Origin of the sequence: Chitinophaga silvatica (assembly GCF_003419895.1) — a bacterium.
GTDB lineage: Bacteria > Bacteroidota > Bacteroidia > Chitinophagales > Chitinophagaceae > Chitinophaga > Chitinophaga silvatica.
Window position 1 is genome coordinate 201,370 of record NZ_QPMM01000010.1, and the last position, 16,732, is coordinate 218,101.

Below are 16,732 nucleotides of genomic sequence, written 5' to 3' on the forward strand. Positions count from 1 at the left end.
AGGTTACCTCATGGATAGCAATTTAATGCTAACCCACCCCTATTTCCTATTTTTGCAAAAAAATGGAGATTTACCATGAGTGAGGCACCTTTAGAATTAACCACTACCGCTATAGATATAATAAAAAAATTGCTGGAATCTGGCCAGGCCACCTCTCCCTATTTAAGAGTAGGAATTAAAGGAGGCGGATGTTCCGGAATGGCTTATATGATTGGCTTCGATGAGAAAGCAAGCGATGACGAGCTCTTTGAGATAGCCGGAATTCCTGTAATTATGAAAAAAGCCCACGGCATGTACCTGTTGGGAATGGAAATTGATTATCAGCAGGCAGAAGATACCCGGGGATTTGTATTCAGAAAAAAATAAGCATCAACATAATTAAAAAATAAAACCTCTCTCTACATGGTAGAGAGAGGTTTTTTTATGTATCAAACATTATTTCAGTTGATCTTACTTAGTAGCAGGAGCAGCTTTTTTAGCTGATACGTCTACTGATTCACCTTCATTTGCCAGTTGGTTGTTCTTGTCGAAATCTACCAATACCGGAGCAGCAACGAAGATAGAAGAATAAGTACCGGTAACAACACCCACTAACATTGCGAATGCGAATCCGCGGGTTACTTCACCACCGAAGATAAAGAGAATCAGGATGGTCAGGAACACTGTCAGGGAGGTCATAATGGTACGGCTCAATGTATCATTGATCGCTTTGTTGATAACAACATCTCTATCGCGGCCATGAGCTCCAGTTCTGAAGTATTCACGGATACGGTCGAATACAATCACGGTATCGTTCATAGAGAAACCGATAACTGTCAGGATCGCAGCGATGAAGTGCTGGTCAATTTCCAATGTGAATGGAACGAAAGAACGGCACCATGAGAATACTGCCAGGATTACCATTACGTCGTGCAGCAAAGAGAAGATAGTACCGATGGAGTACTGCCACTTGCTGAAACGGAGTAAGATATACAGGAAGATAGCTACCAGTGATAAAACGGTTGCTTTAACCGCACCGGCGCGTAAATCGTCCGAAATAGTTGGAGATACAGTTTGAGAACCAATTACATAACGGTTGTTGAATACTTCCGGAGTAACAGAAGCATCATAGTATTTTTTCAGACCGTTATAGAGTTTAGCCGCAACTTCTTTATCTACTTCCTGGTTTTGTTGTTCAACTTTATAGGAAGTAGTGATACTCAATTGGTTAGTAGAACCGATAGTTTTTACGAAAACTTCTGATTGGAACTCTTTTTCCAGTTGATCAGCCACTTCCTGTCTGTTCATTGAGTGTTCGAAACGAACAGTATAGCTACGACCACCGGAGAAATCGATACCGTGATCGAAACCATGGAAGAAAGAAGAAGCACCAGCAATCATTACGATAGCAGAGATAACATAAGCGATTTTACGTTTACCTACGAAATCGAAAGCTGCATGTTTGAACACTTTACGTGAAATTGGAGTAAAGTATTCGAAGTGTCTTTTTCTCTTCATCCAGAAGTCGGTTACCATACGGGATACCAGGATACCGCAGAACAGAGACAGGAGCAAACCTATGATCTGAGTGGTTGCGAAACCAAGTACCGGACCTAAACCGAAGTAGAACAGGATGATTGCAGTTAATAAAGAGGTAATGTGACCATCGAGTACCGGTGCATAAGAGCGTCTGTAACCGTCTCTTACAGCATCGGCATAAGATTTACCATGCGTAAGTTCATCCTTGATTCTTTCGAAGATGATTACGTTGGTATCCACGGCCATACCGATAGTGAGAACCATACCGGCGATACCAGCCATAGTGAGCGTAGCGCCCATGGAGGCCAGGATACCGAAAGTATACAGGAGGTTCAGAATTAAGGCGATGTTAGCTACCCAACCTGCGGTATTATAATATACCAGCATCAGGATGAAAATGATCACGAAGGAGATCATGAAGGATTTAGCACCAGCTGCGATAGATTCGGCACCCAGGGTTGGTCCTACAATTTGTTCCTGAACGATTTGAGCAGGAGCAGGCATTTTACCTGATTTCAGGATGTTTGCCAGATCGGCTGCTTCTTCAGGGGTGAAACTACCACTGATAGAAGAACGGCCACCTGCGATTTCCTGTTGGATAGAAGGAGCAGAATAAACGATATTATCCAGTACTACAGCGATGTAGTTGTAGCTGGCCGGATTCTTTTCATCTGCAGGTTTTAATTCGTTGGTCCATTTTCTCCATTCGTGTGCTCCGGTTGCGTCCATAGTCATGCTGATTTCAGCGCGGCCATGCTGGTCGAAGTCCTGACGGGCATCAACGATGCTTTCGCCACCGATACGGGCACCAGGAGTAGCTGGATTAACTTTAAGAATATAAACGGCGATAGGGCCATGTTTATCTTCTTTATTTTCAGCACCTAATGCGAAAACTGCATCCTTAGGCAATACGTTCTTTACTGCAGGTAATTGCAGGTAGCGATTGAAGGTAGCAGTATCTTTAGGGTAGATAGATCCTATAGAAGAAGAAGGATACAGGTTTCCACTTTGAGGATCCACGTTAGGGCGAATTAACGCAAACAGAGGATTCTCTTTTTGTGCCTGTTGCATTTGCAGGTCCCTGGTAGACGTTGCAGAATCTTTTCCTCCTTTATTAATGAAAGAGCTTAAGCTACCGGTAGTATCACCTGCTGCCTTATTTGCTGCTGTATCTACCTTAGTTGCAGTAGTAGCAGGAGCATTGGTTGGTAAAGAAAGCTTAATGGCATCGTTCAATGGATACAGGATATTCTGGTAAACTTCAGGAGAGTTTTTGTAAACATCTCTGAATTCCAGGTTTGCAGTAGCCTGTAAATATTTATGAACACGGGCAGCATTATCAACACCTGCCAATTCAACGGAGATCAGGCCTTTATTTTCATCCAGGCTGATGTTTGGTTGAGCAACCCCGAATTTATCAATACGTTTTTGCAGTACAGTGTAGGTGTTTTTGATAGCAACCTTAGATTCTCTACGAATCATATCCAATACCTGAGAATTGGAAGAGTTGAAGGTGATATCCTTTTGATAAGCATTTGCAAAGATATTTGCCAGTTTGCCCTGAGGCGCTACTTCAGCATATGCTTGCCCGAACAAAGTAACATAGTCTGACTGGTTAGTTTTCTTGAGCTCATTTGCCCTTTCCAGCGCTCTATTGAAAGCGGCGTCCTTAGATTGACCAGAAAGTGCGCGGATTACATCTTCCACGTTTACTTCCAGTACAACGTTCATACCACCTACGAGGTCTAGACCCAGGTTCAGTTCCTTCTCCTTTGCTTTGGTGTAGGTAACGTACCAAGGGAAACCTGCAATTTGCTTGCTGCTGGTACTGTCCAGAATCTCTTGTCTCCTATCCTTTACATAGCCTGTTAATGTATCAGAGTAGAAGCTTTGAAGCTCTTGACTGCCCGGATATTTCTTTTCAGGTGTAGGGTACTGTTTAGCCACATCGTTTTCGGCCTGCTGGTCTATCTTCTTCTCATAGTTCCGCACCAAAAACGTGAAGGACAATTGGTACAAAGAGATAAGGATCAGTGCGATGGCAAAAAATCTTACCAGTCCTTTAAGTTGCATACTGTTTGTTTCGGGTTTATAAAAAAAAATTTTAAGAGTTGCAAAGATAGAATTTAAATCGATATATTAAAGTCCTTGTTAAAAGAGGTGCAAAATCAATACAAGCCTGCTTTTCAGATTTGCCGGCGTTCTTTTTTAGCGTTCTGCAGATCCTGGATTCTGGTCTTTATTTTAGAAAATTCCTTTGCTTTACAATCACTAATAACGACAAATATATGCAAACCCGACATTATCCGGCAACAGATAATTTTCTGGAAGCTTTGCTGAAAAGTCAATTTACCAGATTAGGACCTGTTTTTAGTGACCCGGAAAAATACAGATTGCAAATAATTTATACCCGGATTGACCGTAATGAGTCGCAGGAGCCTCAATTTACTGATTATCATTATGGTGTAGATCCTGACACCTACTTTTATCCTGCGTCAACTGTCAAATTGCCGGCAGCTGCCCTGGCATTGGAAAAATTAAATGATCTGAGGATTAATATCTCCCCGGAAACCCCTTTCTATACCGCCCCCCTCATGGGAGTAAATACCGGGGTACACAGGGATATTACCTCTCCTAACAGATTGCCCAGTATAGCCAATTATATCAGGAAAATTTTTCTGATAAGCGATAACGATGCCTATAACAGGCTTTATGAATGGCTTGGGCAGGAACATTTTAATAAAAGATTATGGGAGATGGGGTATAGGGATGTTCAGATCCGGCACCGGGTAGGGTTACCCTTACATGAGGAGGCCAATAGGTGGACGAACCCCGTTAGTTTTAAACTTGAGCAAAAGATCTTATATCAGCAACCTGCCCAGTATAGCCGTTTGTTGTTCCCTCAAAGATCTGATCTGGCCGGAGAAGCCTATTACAACCATCTGGATAAGCTGGAAATGCAGCCGATGGACTTTTCGCACCGGAACAGATTGCGCCTCACCAGCTTACACCAAATATTAAGGAGCATAATTTTTCCGGAGGCTGTAACAATTCCGCAACGTTTCCGTTTAACAGATTCAGATTACCGTTTTTTGTATCGAAGTATGTCGGCCTATCCAACTAAGGAATATCCTGGATATGATCCAACGCTATATCACCAGGCTTATACCAAGTTTTTGCTTTATGGAGGACTGAAAACACAGAAAATACCTGATCATATCAGAATTTTTAATAAACCTGGATGGGCATACGGATTTTTAACTGATACAGCTTATATTGTGGACCTTGCAAAAAAAACAGAGTTCCTTTTATCAGCCAGTATATTCGTGAATACCAGCGGTATTTTGGGAGACGACCATCAGGCATTTGAAGAAATAGGCAAACCATTTCTTCAGGCCCTGGGAGAAATTATTTACACAGCAGAAGTGAATCGGCACCGAAATATTTTACCAGACCTGTCACGTTTTCACCTGCCAATCGACTGAGAAATAAAAAAACAACTGTATATAACACAAAAACTGAGAGCTAATGCTAACCAAGAAAAATCGCGTATGGGGGATAGTAGCCCTGTTGACAATCGCTATCGGGTTTTCTTCCTGCTTAAAAAACAAGAATGATTTTACCCCAAGCAGACCAATGGCTTCTATCTGGTTTATGAATGTATCAAATATCGCTGTTGATCCACAATTCTATGACAATGATCAGAAAGTAAGCGATAGCACCATTTACTATAATTTTTATTCCAGATATTATGTGTATGGTGGATTACATAAGTTTGAACTGAGAAAGAAAGGAAGTGACAGTGTAATCGTTACTAATACTACGAATTACGACTCTACAGCTTATTATAACTTCCTGATATTTGGTTCTACACCAGTGAGGGCACTGGCAGTTAAATCTGATTTTACAGGAGTAGATCTGAATAAGATCAACATCCGCTTCTTAAACCTGAGCCAGGATGCTGGTCCGGTAGATGTTTACGTTGGCAATGAGAAAATCGACAGCAACCGTACTATGCTGCAAAACCCTACCAGCGAAGAATCTACCCGTTTCAAACAGTTTACCAACTTCAGTATAAACGACAGGGTGACTATTAAAGCCGCCGGAACTGAAACTGTATTAGCTAACAGCGCAAGTTTGTCTGTTGGTTACTTAAACTATGGAGCAGTATATACTATCTACCTGTATGGTTCTAAAGCCAGCACAGGTACCGATAAATTAGGCGTTAATGCCTTCCTGAGCTACTGGCAATAAAATAAATTGAAATAAATTTTTCAGAAAAGGATGTATCAATAAAAATTGATGCATCCTTTTCTTTTATACAGAATGAGTTTAAAATCACTTTCTATCCTTTCTTCAAAATAAAAAATCACCCTCAAAGGGGCTATATACCTAAGTCTTATTCCTTGTTACTCCAAAGAGACAAATTGCTTAGAATATCTACTTTTTTTGTGTAGGTTTGTCCCCTGTCAATTCAATCATAATAAAAACATGAATCAACTAGCAGATAGGCTGTCCAAGATTTCGGAGCCTCAAACCATCAAAATGTCTAAACTCGGACGCGAGTTAAAAGCACAGGGCATTGATGTTATAGATCTTAGCATCGGCGAACCTGATTTCGATACACCCGCCTACATCCGTGAAGCAGCGAAGAAGGCTATCGATGACGGTTATACCCACTATACCCCAGTTGCAGGCTACCTGGATGTAAGACAAGCAGTAGTGCATAAGTTGAAACGCGACAATGGCTTAACTTATACTCCGGAACAAATCGTGGTAAGTACTGGTGCCAAACAATGTCTGGCTAACGTGGTATTGAGTGTTGTAAACCCAGGAGATGATGTACTCATCCCCACCCCTTATTGGGTTTCATATTCAGAACAGGTAATTCTGGCTGAAGGAAATCCGGTATTTATTCCTGGTACACTGGAAAATAATTACAAGATCACTCCAGAACAATTAGAAGCAGCTATTACGCCTAAATCTAAGTTGTTCATGTTCTCCTCCCCTTGTAATCCTTCTGGTGCTGTATATTCTAAGGAAGAATTGGCAGGCTTGGCAGCAGTTTTTGCGAAGCATCCTCAGATCTACATCATTTCTGACGAAATCTACGAATACATCAACTACGAAGGTAAACATGAGAGCATTGCACAGTTTGGAGACCTTATCAACCGTACCATTGTTATTAATGGTCTGAGTAAAGGTTTTGCAATGACTGGCTGGCGTCTTGGTTATTTAGCGGCACCTCTTCACATTGCTAAGGCCTGCGATAACATCCAGAGCCAGTTTACATCTGCAACCTGCTCTATCACCCAACGCGCTGCTATCACTGCACTGATGGGCGATCTTACTACTGTTGATGAAATGGTGGCTGAATTTAAAAAACGCCGTGCTTTCGTTAACAAAGCCCTGAATGAAATTCCAGGTCTGAAAGTAAACAACCCGGAAGGTGCATTTTATATGCTGCCGGATGTGAGCGTGTATTTCAACAAATCGTACGAAGACATTCATATTAAAAATGCTGATGATCTGAGTATGTACTTATTGAATAAAGCTCACGTTTCTGTAGTTACAGGTAGTGCATTCGAACAACACGAGTGTATCCGCCTTTCATATGCAAACAGCATGGAAAAACTGGAAAAAGGTATCGAGAGAATAAAAACCTGGCTGGCTAAACTCCAATAATCGATCCTCTATATTATACTGGCAGCAAAGGAATGATTCCTTTGCTGCTTTAGTTTAAAAATTTTAACTATATATGTAATTTTATTATATTTGTGCGCTTAACGCAGAAAGATGGACCAGAAGTTTCTATATATAGCAATTGCAATAGGCGCAGTGGCGATTATTTACCCAACTGTAAAAGACCTATTTAAGAAGAATAAATCAACAGGAACCAAAGACGAGGAAAAACCTGGTACACCAAATCCTGCGGTACTTCCCCTACAATTACAGGCTTACGAAAGATTGTCTTTATATGTAGATAGGATCACCCCTCAAAGCCTTATAGGACGTATTTACATCCCGGGTATTACGGCTGTTGACATGCAAATAGCCATGGTACAGCAAATCAAAGCAGAATACGAACATAATGTTACCCAACAGATCTATGTTTCTGCCATGACCTGGGAAGCAGTAAAAACGCTGAAAGAACAAACTATTTCCGTTATAAACCAGGTAGCCGTTCAACTTCCTCCCGATGCCCCGGCGCTGGAATTAAATAAACAAATACTGGAAGTTTTCCTGCAGGCAGGAGAATCTCCGGCCGAATTAACTGCTCAAATAATTAACGCAGAAGCTAAAAGAATCATGCGCTAATTTATTTGATGGTGATTACTTCATTCAGCAGATAGCCCCGACCGTTAAAATGAATATATAAAGGTTTACCAAAATACCAGGCAACACCTGGTGTTTTTTCGTGTACCTGTATATGTAAATGTGGTTCTGTACTGAATCCGGAGTTACCAACGCATCCCAGGGGTTGTCCTTTTGTGACATAATCTCCTTCTCTTACAACAATGCTGTTCATTTTCAGGTGAGCCATAAATACATTAAAGGTGGGTGTTTCCAGCACTATCTGGTTGGTATTTTTAGGTCCACGGTTCATGTTTGGCGGAATATTATCGGGGTTGCTGCTCACAGCCCTGGCCACCAGTCCATCACATGGTGCATAAATCGTATCGTTATAGATTTCATAGTCGGCCAGGTTTTTAGAGAAAATCTTATCTGCCCTGCCTCCAAATTTATTGAGCTTTACAATGTCCATTGCATAAACGGCTCCCCTCAAACTAAAATGAAATAAGTTTGTCGGCAGCCCTTTACCGCCCTGTAAGACGAAATAACGCCCCGGCTTAAACGGAAATGCTAACTCAACAGTCTTAGGCTTGCCGGTAGTTCCTGTAAAATATAGGACGATCAGGACTAATAAAACACCTGAGATCAGCAGGTTTGTAACTTTCTTCCAACGTGACAATGGCCTGGCGGAATGATCGTGCTTTCTGGCCAGATAACTAATACAGAAGATTAAAATTAAAGCCCCGAAAAGGTATTTTGTATAGATGGAAATATATACCCAAACCCCAAACAGATAAAGGAATACACATAAGGTAAGCCCTAAGAACAAATAGGGGTAGGTATACTTCAATGGGCGATTCCCGGCCTTCCATACCAGATGTAAGCTAAAGCCTGCCAATAACAGCGTGATTCCGATTAACGTATAAATGATCATAGGATGCGTCGAACTTTCTCACAAAATATAGATATTTTTCTCACTGGCGAAGTACCATAATATTTGTAACATTGCAACGCTAGTTTTTGATACTATGGAAAAGACCATTCAAACCGATTCAGGGATAGAAATTGCACCATTATATACTCAGCCGGTGCCAATGGAAGAGCGCCCGGGCGTTTTTCCCTTTACCCGTGGCATACATGCTACGATGTACCGCGATAAGTTATGGACCATGCGCCAGTATGCCGGGTTTAGTACAGCGGAAGCCTCCAACGAACGTTATCACTACCTGCTGAGCCAGGGGGTGATGGGTTTAAGCGTAGCATTTGACCTTCCTACCCAGATCGGTTACGATTCAGACCACCCTATGTCTGAAGGCGAAGTTGGAAAAGTGGGAGTAGCTATCGATTCACTGGAAGATATGGAGAGGTTGTTTAAAGGCATTAGCCTGGAACAGATCTCTACCTCCATGACCATTAACGCCACCGGGTTTATCCTGCTCGCCCTCTATATCGCCTTAGCCAAAAAGCAGGGGGCAGATATCAAAAAGATATCAGGAACCATTCAAAACGATATTCTGAAAGAGTATGCTGCCAGAGGAACCTTTATCTATCCTCCACAGCCCTCTATGCGTATTATTACAGACATTTTTGCCTTTTGTAGTAAAGAAGTACCAAAATGGAACACTATTTCTATTTCAGGCTATCATATCAGGGAAGCAGGTTCAAATGCCGTTCAGGAACTGGCATTTACACTGGCTAACGGTAAAGCATATCTGAAAGCTGCAATTGCTGCAGGTTTGGAGATCAACGTTTTTGCAAAACGCTTAAGTTTCTTCTTTAATGCTCATAACCATCTGTTTGAAGAAGTAGCCAAATTCCGGGCTGCCAGAAGAATGTGGGCAAACATCACTTCCGAACTGGGCGCCACAGATCCTAAGGCCCAGATGCTGAGGTTCCATACTCAAACCGGTGGTAGTACCCTAACAGCCCAACAACCTCAAAATAATATTGTGAGGGTGGCCATTCAAACTATGGCTGCAACCCTGGGTGGTACCCAATCATTGCATACCAACGGCTATGATGAAGCCCTCTCCCTGCCTACTGAGGAAGCCGCACGTATAGCCCTGCGCACCCAACAAATTGTTGGGTATGAAAGCGGCATTGCCGATACAGTTGATCCACTGGCCGGCTCTTTTTATGTGGAAGCCCTTACCAATGAGGTAGAAAGCAAAGCCTGGGAGCTTATTAATAAAATTGATGCGATGGGTGGCGCTGTAAGTGCCATTGAGCAAGGGTTTATACAGGATGAAATAGCTCGTAGTGCCTATAAATATCAGCAGGAAATTGAGAATAATGAAAAAATAATCATTGGTGTTAATAAATTTACAGCCGCTGATCATGTTACACCAGAAGTTTTCAGAATAGATGATAGTATCAGAATCATTCAGTCTGAACGCTTAAAGTCATTACGTGAGCGTAGAGACAACGATGCTGCAAAAGCCTCTCTCCAAGCAATCAGAGATGCTGCCAATGGCACCGCCAACCTTATGCCTCCGGTAATATCAGCAGTCGAAAACCTATGTACCCTCGGCGAAATCGCCGATGTACTCAGAGAAATCTGGGGAGAGTATAAATAAAATCATTGTAAGCGTATTAACAAACAAATGAGCTTAATCTATTACAACAACTGTCCACTTTGCGGTTCATCGCAAATCCATGAAGTATTGACTGCCAAAGATTATACTGTATCTAAGGAATCATTTGATATCTTTCATTGCGGAGGGTGCAGTGGACGTTTCACACAGAATGTACCAGATAGCGCAAATATTGGCAAGTACTATCAATCGCAGGAATACATATCCCATTCCGAAACCAAACAAGGACTGATCAATCGCCTGTATCACAGTGTCAGAAAAATTACCTTGCGCTCCAAACATAACTGGGTACGCCATTCCACCAGCCTTAAAACCGGGAGCGTATTAGACATTGGGAGCGGAACCGGAGCATTTCTCCATTATATGAAACAGGCCGGCTGGGAAGTAACAGGACTGGAACCGGATGAAATTGCGAGAAAAAATGCCAAAGAAATTCATCAAATAGATGCCCGACCTATAGAAGAGCTTTACTCACTACCTCCTCAACAATACGATGCCATCACCATGTGGCATGTGCTGGAACACGTTCACGACCTTCACAAATATCTGGATCATCTTCGTACCTTATTAAAGCCTGGAGGTTCTCTCCTGATTGCTGTTCCAAACTATACCTCCGTTGATGCCAGCTTTTATAAAGAATTTTGGGCGGCGTATGATGTTCCAAGACACCTATACCACTTCAGCCCTTCTTCCATGGAGCAACTATTATCTCAACATAATTTAAAACTGATAAAAAAACATCCAATGGTGTTTGATGGGTTTTATGTGAGCTTGCTGAGTGAGAAATATAAAACCGGCAAAAGCAGGCTATTCGCAGGCTTCTTCCATGGTTTACGCTCCTACCGTAAAGGTTTGAAAAATGTAGATTTATGTAGCTCTATCGTTTACGAATGTAAATTGTAGATTGATTCTATAAAAAAGTAAGAGGCACCAAACTATATTTGATGCCTCTTACTTTTTTTATTTAGAGCAATACTTTATCCTTTCAATTTCATTTCATCAATCAACCTTGTACAGCCGGCATATTTATCGACGATAAACAATACATAGCGTATGTCTACCATGATGTTTCTACAAATAGAAGGATCATAATTGATATCACTCATGGTACCTTCCCAGGTGCGGTCGAAATTCAATCCAACCAATTCTCCGTATGCATTTAATGCAGGGCTGCCAGAGTTACCGCCGGTAGTATGATTGGAAGCAATAAAGCAAACAGGCATTTTACCATTTACGCCATATCTTCCATAATCTTTCTTCTTATAAAGTTCAATCAGTTTTGCCGGTACATCAAATTCATAATCTCCCGGTATATATTTTTCCATTACCCCATCCAGGTAGGTATAGTAATCATAGTTGACAGCATCACGAGGACTATATCCATCTACCTTTCCATAAGTTACTCTTAAGGTAAAATTGGCATCGGGGTAGAAACGTTTTTTACCGGCAAATACATCCATCTGTGCCTGCATATAGGTACGTTGTAATGAGTTTACTTTTGCCTGCAGAGTGCTCAGTGGTTTACTAACCTGATCTACATACGTATTGCGAAGTGCCATTGAAAATTTAATTGCCGGATCTTCTTTTAATTGTGCGTACACATTGGCGTAAGGCTGCTCCAGTAACTTCGATAACTGATCATAGGATGCTAAGGAAGAAGTAAATAATATGTTGGTGACAGCACGACTATCATTATTATTTTCCCTCCATATTTGCGCATAACTACCGCCCCTGAAGGCCGCAGGAACGCCTTTGTTATAAATTCCAAGCAGCTCAACACAAATATCACGGTCTACGCCTGCATTGTAGTTCTGATAGAATGACTTCATTTCGGTAAGAAACTTCTCCTTGAGCTGGGCATATTGATTTGCACCCTTATCATTTACAGAATTGAGAAAAGCAATGGTTTTGTCTGATACATCAAAGAGTTCTACATGCTTTACCAATTCGCTGTAGTAATCGCGGGTCTGAGCATAGGGTTGAATCTGGCGATAATAGCTATTGAGCGAATCCAGTACTCCGGCATATTGTTCTTTCAGTGCAGGATTTGCATTCAGCAATTCTTTATAGGAAGCTTCGTAGCGAAGTTTTTTGCCAATGCCATCTGTAGTTTTTACACCCTGCATTTCTCCCATCCACTTTTTCCAGTAGTTGGCGGTATTGGCGAATTTGGCAGCGTACTGAATTTTGATCTGTGGATCTTTACGCATGTACCCATCCATGATTTTCAGGGCAGCATCTCTCATTTCAACTTTTGCGGCATCCAAAACCTCCACAGTTTGTTTCACCGCTTCAGAAGGTAAGTATTCGGTAGTACGGCCAGGGAAACCCAGAACCATGGTAAAATCGTCTTTCTTCACTCCCTTCATGGAGATAGTCAACGCATATTTAGGCTTTAAAGGCACATTATCCTTCGAATAAGGAGCAGGTTTACCATCTTTACCGGCATAGATTCTAAAGAGGCTAAAATCGCCTGTATGACGTGGCCAAACCCAGTTATCGGTATCCGATCCGAATTTACCGATAGAAGAAGGAGGAGCTCCTACTAATCTGACATCGCGATAAGTTTCGGTTACAAACAGAAAGTATTGATTTCCTTCAAAAAAAGGTTTGATTAATATTTCCTGCCAGCTTTCTTTCTTAGTAGTTTCCTTTATTTCGTTTAAACGTTTGTCGATCGCTGATTGGCGCTCACTTTCGCTCATGCCGGGCTTTACATCTCTCAACGCTGCTTTGGTTATATCATCAATCCGAACTATAAATGTTGCAAACAGGTCGGGATTTACTAATTCTTCATTTAAAGATTTAGCCCAAAAACCTGCTTCCAGGAAGTTATTTTGTAAGGTAGAATGTTTTTGAATGGAGCCGTATCCGCAATGGTGGTTCGTTAGTAAAAGGCCTTGTTCTGAAATTACTTCAGCAGTACAAAAGCCACCAAAACTGACGATAGCATCTTTCAGGCTACCTTTATTGATACTGTAAATATCTGCGGCAGTGATTTTCATGCCCATTCCCTTCATTTCCTTCTCATTAAGGCCGGAAAGCAGCTGAGGAAGCCACATCCCCTCTGTAGCAAAAGTGCAGTGGGATATCAACAGGAATACCACTACCAGCACTGGCTTCACGATTCGTTGCAACATATCTTAAATTCTTTTTATAAAAAAGGCAATTTACTACAATTCGTGCGACTAGCCTATGATATCCATCATTCATCGATACAATGCCCCTATTTACAGACTATTTGCTGACAATCTGATTGGAATGCGCCACCTTCATCCAATATTTATTTTACGCCATGTTCCGGTTAAAATCTTCGGTAGTAATAATTCATATTACGGGGTGGCTAATCTGTCTGAGCTTACCTTTGTTATTTATTAGCGGGCAAACAAATGATAGTAGGGCCTTCTCAATGTTGCGCTCTCCTAACTATCTGATTTTTCTGCTTACCTACATTGCAATATTCTATTTTCATTCAACTGTTTTATTTCCAAGCCTTTTCTTTAAGAAACAATACCTGCTTTATGGTTTATCGGTCTTATTGTTATTGATGCTTGTAAATTTTCTGCAACCCTTCGATCACCTGGTTTCGCAATTAAGGCCACCCAGGAGACCTCCGGGATCTGAATGGTTACCACCCGGGCCTCCTATGCCAGGAGCAGATCACAGGCCACCTGCACGCTTAGATTTTGTAAGCGACTTTCTGTTTCTGCTTACCATTTCACTTAGCATTGCCACCGAAACAACACATAGATGGCGACAAACGGAGAAACGGGCACTGTTTGCGGAAACCCGTAAAACACAGGCTGAATTATCTTTTCTCAAGGCACAGATAAATCCTCATTTTCTATTCAATACATTAAACAATATTTATTCCCTTGCCATGACGCATAGCGAACATACAGCTACCAGCATCATGAAACTCTCGAACATGCTTCGTTATGTAACGGAAGAAAGTAAAGGAGATTTTGTATTGCTCGAAAATGAAATAGATTGTTTGAATGATTATTTAGATCTGCAAAAGCTTAGGCTAACCTCTAAAACAATTGTTAGTTTTTCTATTACAGGAAATCCAGGCATCAAGAATATTGCACCATTGGTATTGCTTCCATTTCTTGAAAATGCATTTAAATATGGGGTAAGCAACCACGAAGCATCAGAAATTAATATTGTGTTGGACTGCCAGCAAAGTACCATCTGTTTCTTCTGTACCAATAAAATATTCAGAAGTCAGCAAGACAAAAACAGTACGGGTATCGGTATTTCCAATACCCGTCAGAGGTTAGATCATTTGTATGGCAACAGATATACTTTAGATATTAATTCCGCTAACGGAATACATAATGTTTCTTTACTACTACCCTCATAATTAAAAAATATGGAGATCAGATGTATAGTAATTGATGATGAACCACCTGCTTTGCAGGTTATGAGCAGGTATATAGAGCAGATTCCATATCTGAAACTTTTAAGAACCTTTGACGATGCAGTATCGGCCACTAACTACCTGCAATCAAAGCCGGTAGATCTTCTGTTTCTCGACATCCATATGCCCGATATAAATGGGATGGACCTTGCCAGAAATTTATGTAGTTCGCCTATGCTGATTTTCACAACGGCATACAAGCAATATGCCTATGATGGCTTCGAACTTGCAGCCGTTGACTACCTCCTTAAACCCATTCCATTTGCCAGATTTGAAAAGGCAGTAGTGAAGGCACAGGCAAGTTTTCTTCAACAACAGTTCCCGCCTGCTATCGAACATATCTTCGTTTATTCATCCTATCAACATATCAAAATTCCCCTTCATGAAATCATCTATATCGAAAGCCTGGAAGATTATCTGAGAATTCACTTAGCAACACAGCCACCAGTGCTAACATTGATGACATTAAAGAAAATGCAGGAAAAATTACCACAGGAACGTTTTAAGAGAATCCACCGCAGCTATATTGTGGCAGTAGATAAAATCCGATCAGTAGTAAGTCGTAAAGTTAAATTGCAAAATACTACTGAATTGCCGGTGAGTGACAGTTACGGAGACTTTATCCGAAATTGGAAGCAGCAATAACTTCCTCTTCCTGGTAGCTGGCAACAGATACATTTGAATCGAGTTTTACCAGAAAAGTATCAGTAGCATCCGTGCATCCAAGCAACAGGCAATCTCCCAAAATACAATGCAAAATCAATGGTCCTGTGTAGTACAGGATTGCAACTTCATGGTGTTGTTTTTGTTCTATATTGGATTTAATAATTCTGAACTGATGCTTTACAAAAGATAACTGTATCAAGCCCAGAGTATCCCAGGTATCAGGAATCAGTTGATTCAATTCTTTTACATATAATCCGATGGCAAATCCAACTTTATAATGTAATGAGTTTGCTTTAGGTTGATTTGTTACCAGTTCTGCAAAAGTCGTAAGATTGCCATCAGGATTATAGACTTGTGATTGCATTTGAAACTCTATATACGAGTCGTCAAACACCTGTTTTGCAAATCTGCCGGGTGTAGAATTGTTTATTGTTTGCTTAAATACTAAGCTGATTATAGGTTTACTCATTATCCTGCAACATAGATATTGTGAACAAGATCGTAGCCTCCGGCATCATTGGCAGTAACAGTAGCTAATTCCGCAGCCAGTGAATCGCCGATAATTGAATCAGCTTTATTGGATGGCACACCTGTATTTTGTCCGTGCGCCGAATAAAGAGAAGTTTTATATACAGCAGTATTTATTTCATCGGGGAAAGCAATCTGTGTAGTCTTCTTCAATTTACTATCTACATATACCTGAGCATGGATATGAGTTACACGACCTTCATACCATCCCGGATAAATGGATTTGAATTTCACTTGTCCATTAGCCTCAGCATATTGGAGACCGCGACAAAAAACCAAAGCAGTATTATCCTGATTTCCTAAATAGCCTCTGTTACTGTATCCTGAATAATAGCCGTCTTTATCGCAATGCCAGATATCTACCCTGGCATTTGGCAATGGGTTACAGTTATTATTGGTGTTGAGGATATTGATAGTAATGTTGAGGGTGATACCGGTTTTACCGTCAGTAATATCTATACGTTGGATGGAAGATCCTCTGCTGTTATAGAGCGGGTAAGGCCCATCTGTTTCTTCCGGGGATACTTTACACCCACCACTTTCTTCTTTAGTATCGTTACTCTCTTTTTTACTGCAGGCATTAAGCACAACAGGAACGGCTGAAGCGCCAACCAAAAGCTGTTTCAGAAACTTTTTACGGGTGTTTTCCATCTACCATTTTTTTGATTACCATAAAGATTTTGAATATCGAACGGAATTACAAATATGA

General features: G+C 41.1%; 14 protein-coding genes. 9 read left to right on the top strand and 5 right to left on the bottom strand.

What is annotated here, in order from left to right:
• Positions 1-75 precede the first annotated feature (75 nt).
• A complete protein-coding gene (locus DVR12_RS18720) occupies positions 76-366 on the top strand; it encodes a HesB/IscA family protein (protein WP_116977316.1) in 291 nt (96 codons plus the stop codon).
• A gap of 84 nt (positions 367-450) precedes the next feature.
• Here the strand turns inward: DVR12_RS18720 and secDF are convergent, their stop codons facing one another.
• Positions 451-3,591: a protein translocase subunit SecDF gene (secDF, locus tag DVR12_RS18725; RefSeq protein ID WP_116977317.1), complete on the bottom strand. Its 3,141-nt coding sequence runs from the start codon at positions 3,589-3,591 to the stop codon at positions 451-453.
• A gap of 215 nt (positions 3,592-3,806) precedes the next feature.
• On the opposite strand from secDF, the gene DVR12_RS18730 reads away from it, so the two are divergent.
• From DVR12_RS18730 to DVR12_RS18745, 4 genes are all read left to right on the top strand, one after another.
• On the top strand, positions 3,807-5,003 hold the full coding sequence (locus DVR12_RS18730; protein ID WP_116977318.1) for a serine hydrolase: 1,197 nt from the start codon (positions 3,807-3,809) through the stop codon (positions 5,001-5,003).
• A gap of 43 nt (positions 5,004-5,046) precedes the next feature.
• Positions 5,047-5,772 (top strand): DUF4397 domain-containing protein, encoded by a 726-nt coding sequence (locus DVR12_RS18735; protein ID WP_116977319.1) that lies wholly within the window; start codon positions 5,047-5,049, stop codon positions 5,770-5,772.
• Between the two features lie 291 nt (positions 5,773-6,063).
• Positions 6,064-7,203, top strand: a complete 1,140-nt coding sequence (locus tag DVR12_RS18740) for a pyridoxal phosphate-dependent aminotransferase (RefSeq protein WP_199417145.1) — start codon at positions 6,064-6,066, stop codon at positions 7,201-7,203.
• Positions 7,204-7,314: 111 nt separating this feature from the next.
• Positions 7,315-7,836 carry a DUF7935 family protein gene (locus DVR12_RS18745; RefSeq protein ID WP_116977321.1) on the top strand — a complete coding sequence of 174 codons (522 nt, stop codon included), beginning with the start codon at positions 7,315-7,317 and terminating at the stop codon, positions 7,834-7,836.
• A gap of 1 nt (position 7,837) precedes the next feature.
• On the opposite strand, the gene DVR12_RS18750 is transcribed toward DVR12_RS18745, so the two are convergent.
• On the bottom strand, positions 7,838-8,746 hold the full coding sequence (locus DVR12_RS18750) for a M23 family metallopeptidase (RefSeq protein ID WP_116977322.1): 909 nt from the start codon (positions 8,744-8,746) through the stop codon (positions 7,838-7,840).
• 94 nt (positions 8,747-8,840) lie between these two features.
• Here DVR12_RS18750 and DVR12_RS18755 point away from each other — a divergent pair, with 94 nt between their 5' ends.
• Positions 8,841-10,388 carry an acyl-CoA mutase large subunit family protein gene (locus DVR12_RS18755; protein ID WP_116977323.1) on the top strand — a complete coding sequence of 516 codons (1,548 nt, stop codon included), beginning with the start codon at positions 8,841-8,843 and terminating at the stop codon, positions 10,386-10,388.
• A 27-nt stretch (positions 10,389-10,415) separates the two neighbouring features.
• Positions 10,416-11,309, top strand: a complete 894-nt coding sequence (locus DVR12_RS18760) for a class I SAM-dependent methyltransferase (protein ID WP_116977324.1) — start codon at positions 10,416-10,418, stop codon at positions 11,307-11,309.
• Between the two features lie 74 nt (positions 11,310-11,383).
• Here DVR12_RS18760 and DVR12_RS18765 read toward each other — a convergent pair whose 3' ends face one another.
• Entirely contained in the window at positions 11,384-13,546 is a 2,163-nt protein-coding gene (locus DVR12_RS18765; protein WP_116977325.1) for a S46 family peptidase, read from the bottom strand.
• 155 nt (positions 13,547-13,701) lie between these two features.
• Between DVR12_RS18765 and DVR12_RS18770 the strand changes: the two genes are divergently transcribed.
• Both DVR12_RS18770 and DVR12_RS18775 read left to right on the top strand, forming a co-directional pair.
• Positions 13,702-14,772 carry a sensor histidine kinase gene (locus DVR12_RS18770; protein WP_116977326.1) on the top strand — a complete coding sequence of 357 codons (1,071 nt, stop codon included), beginning with the start codon at positions 13,702-13,704 and terminating at the stop codon, positions 14,770-14,772.
• Between the two features lie 9 nt (positions 14,773-14,781).
• Positions 14,782-15,474 (top strand): LytR/AlgR family response regulator transcription factor, encoded by a 693-nt coding sequence (locus tag DVR12_RS18775; protein WP_116977327.1) that lies wholly within the window; start codon positions 14,782-14,784, stop codon positions 15,472-15,474.
• On the opposite strand, the gene DVR12_RS18780 is transcribed toward DVR12_RS18775, so the two are convergent.
• Both DVR12_RS18780 and DVR12_RS18785 read right to left on the bottom strand, forming a co-directional pair.
• Entirely contained in the window at positions 15,449-15,964 is a 516-nt protein-coding gene (locus DVR12_RS18780; RefSeq protein WP_116977328.1) for a hypothetical protein, read from the bottom strand. The two genes, DVR12_RS18775 and DVR12_RS18780, sit on opposite strands and share 26 nt — an antisense overlap.
• Complete coding sequence (locus tag DVR12_RS18785; RefSeq protein WP_116977329.1) at positions 15,964-16,674, bottom strand: dioxygenase family protein; 711 nt, start codon at positions 16,672-16,674, stop codon at positions 15,964-15,966. Before DVR12_RS18785 ends, DVR12_RS18780 begins: the two co-directional genes overlap by 1 nt.
• Between the last annotated feature and the right edge of the window lie 58 nt (positions 16,675-16,732).

Excerpts from the sequence above, each read along its gene's own strand:
- DVR12_RS18720 (WP_116977316.1), top strand. The coding sequence starts at position 76 with ATGAGTGAGGCACCTTTAGAATTAACCACTACCGCTATAGATATAATA.
- secDF (WP_116977317.1), bottom strand. The coding sequence starts at position 3,591 with ATGCAACTTAAAGGACTGGTAAGATTTTTTGCCATCGCACTGATCCTT.
- DVR12_RS18730 (WP_116977318.1), top strand. The coding sequence starts at position 3,807 with ATGCAAACCCGACATTATCCGGCAACAGATAATTTTCTGGAAGCTTTG.
- DVR12_RS18735 (WP_116977319.1), top strand. The coding sequence starts at position 5,047 with ATGCTAACCAAGAAAAATCGCGTATGGGGGATAGTAGCCCTGTTGACA.
- DVR12_RS18740 (WP_199417145.1), top strand. The coding sequence starts at position 6,064 with ATGTCTAAACTCGGACGCGAGTTAAAAGCACAGGGCATTGATGTTATA.
- DVR12_RS18745 (WP_116977321.1), top strand. The coding sequence starts at position 7,315 with ATGGACCAGAAGTTTCTATATATAGCAATTGCAATAGGCGCAGTGGCG.
- DVR12_RS18750 (WP_116977322.1), bottom strand. The coding sequence starts at position 8,746 with ATGATCATTTATACGTTAATCGGAATCACGCTGTTATTGGCAGGCTTT.
- DVR12_RS18755 (WP_116977323.1), top strand. The coding sequence starts at position 8,841 with ATGGAAAAGACCATTCAAACCGATTCAGGGATAGAAATTGCACCATTA.
- DVR12_RS18760 (WP_116977324.1), top strand. The coding sequence starts at position 10,416 with ATGAGCTTAATCTATTACAACAACTGTCCACTTTGCGGTTCATCGCAA.
- DVR12_RS18765 (WP_116977325.1), bottom strand. The coding sequence starts at position 13,546 with ATGTTGCAACGAATCGTGAAGCCAGTGCTGGTAGTGGTATTCCTGTTG.
- DVR12_RS18770 (WP_116977326.1), top strand. The coding sequence starts at position 13,702 with ATGTTCCGGTTAAAATCTTCGGTAGTAATAATTCATATTACGGGGTGG.
- DVR12_RS18775 (WP_116977327.1), top strand. The coding sequence starts at position 14,782 with ATGGAGATCAGATGTATAGTAATTGATGATGAACCACCTGCTTTGCAG.
- DVR12_RS18780 (WP_116977328.1), bottom strand. The coding sequence starts at position 15,964 with ATGAGTAAACCTATAATCAGCTTAGTATTTAAGCAAACAATAAACAAT.
- DVR12_RS18785 (WP_116977329.1), bottom strand. The coding sequence starts at position 16,674 with ATGGAAAACACCCGTAAAAAGTTTCTGAAACAGCTTTTGGTTGGCGCT.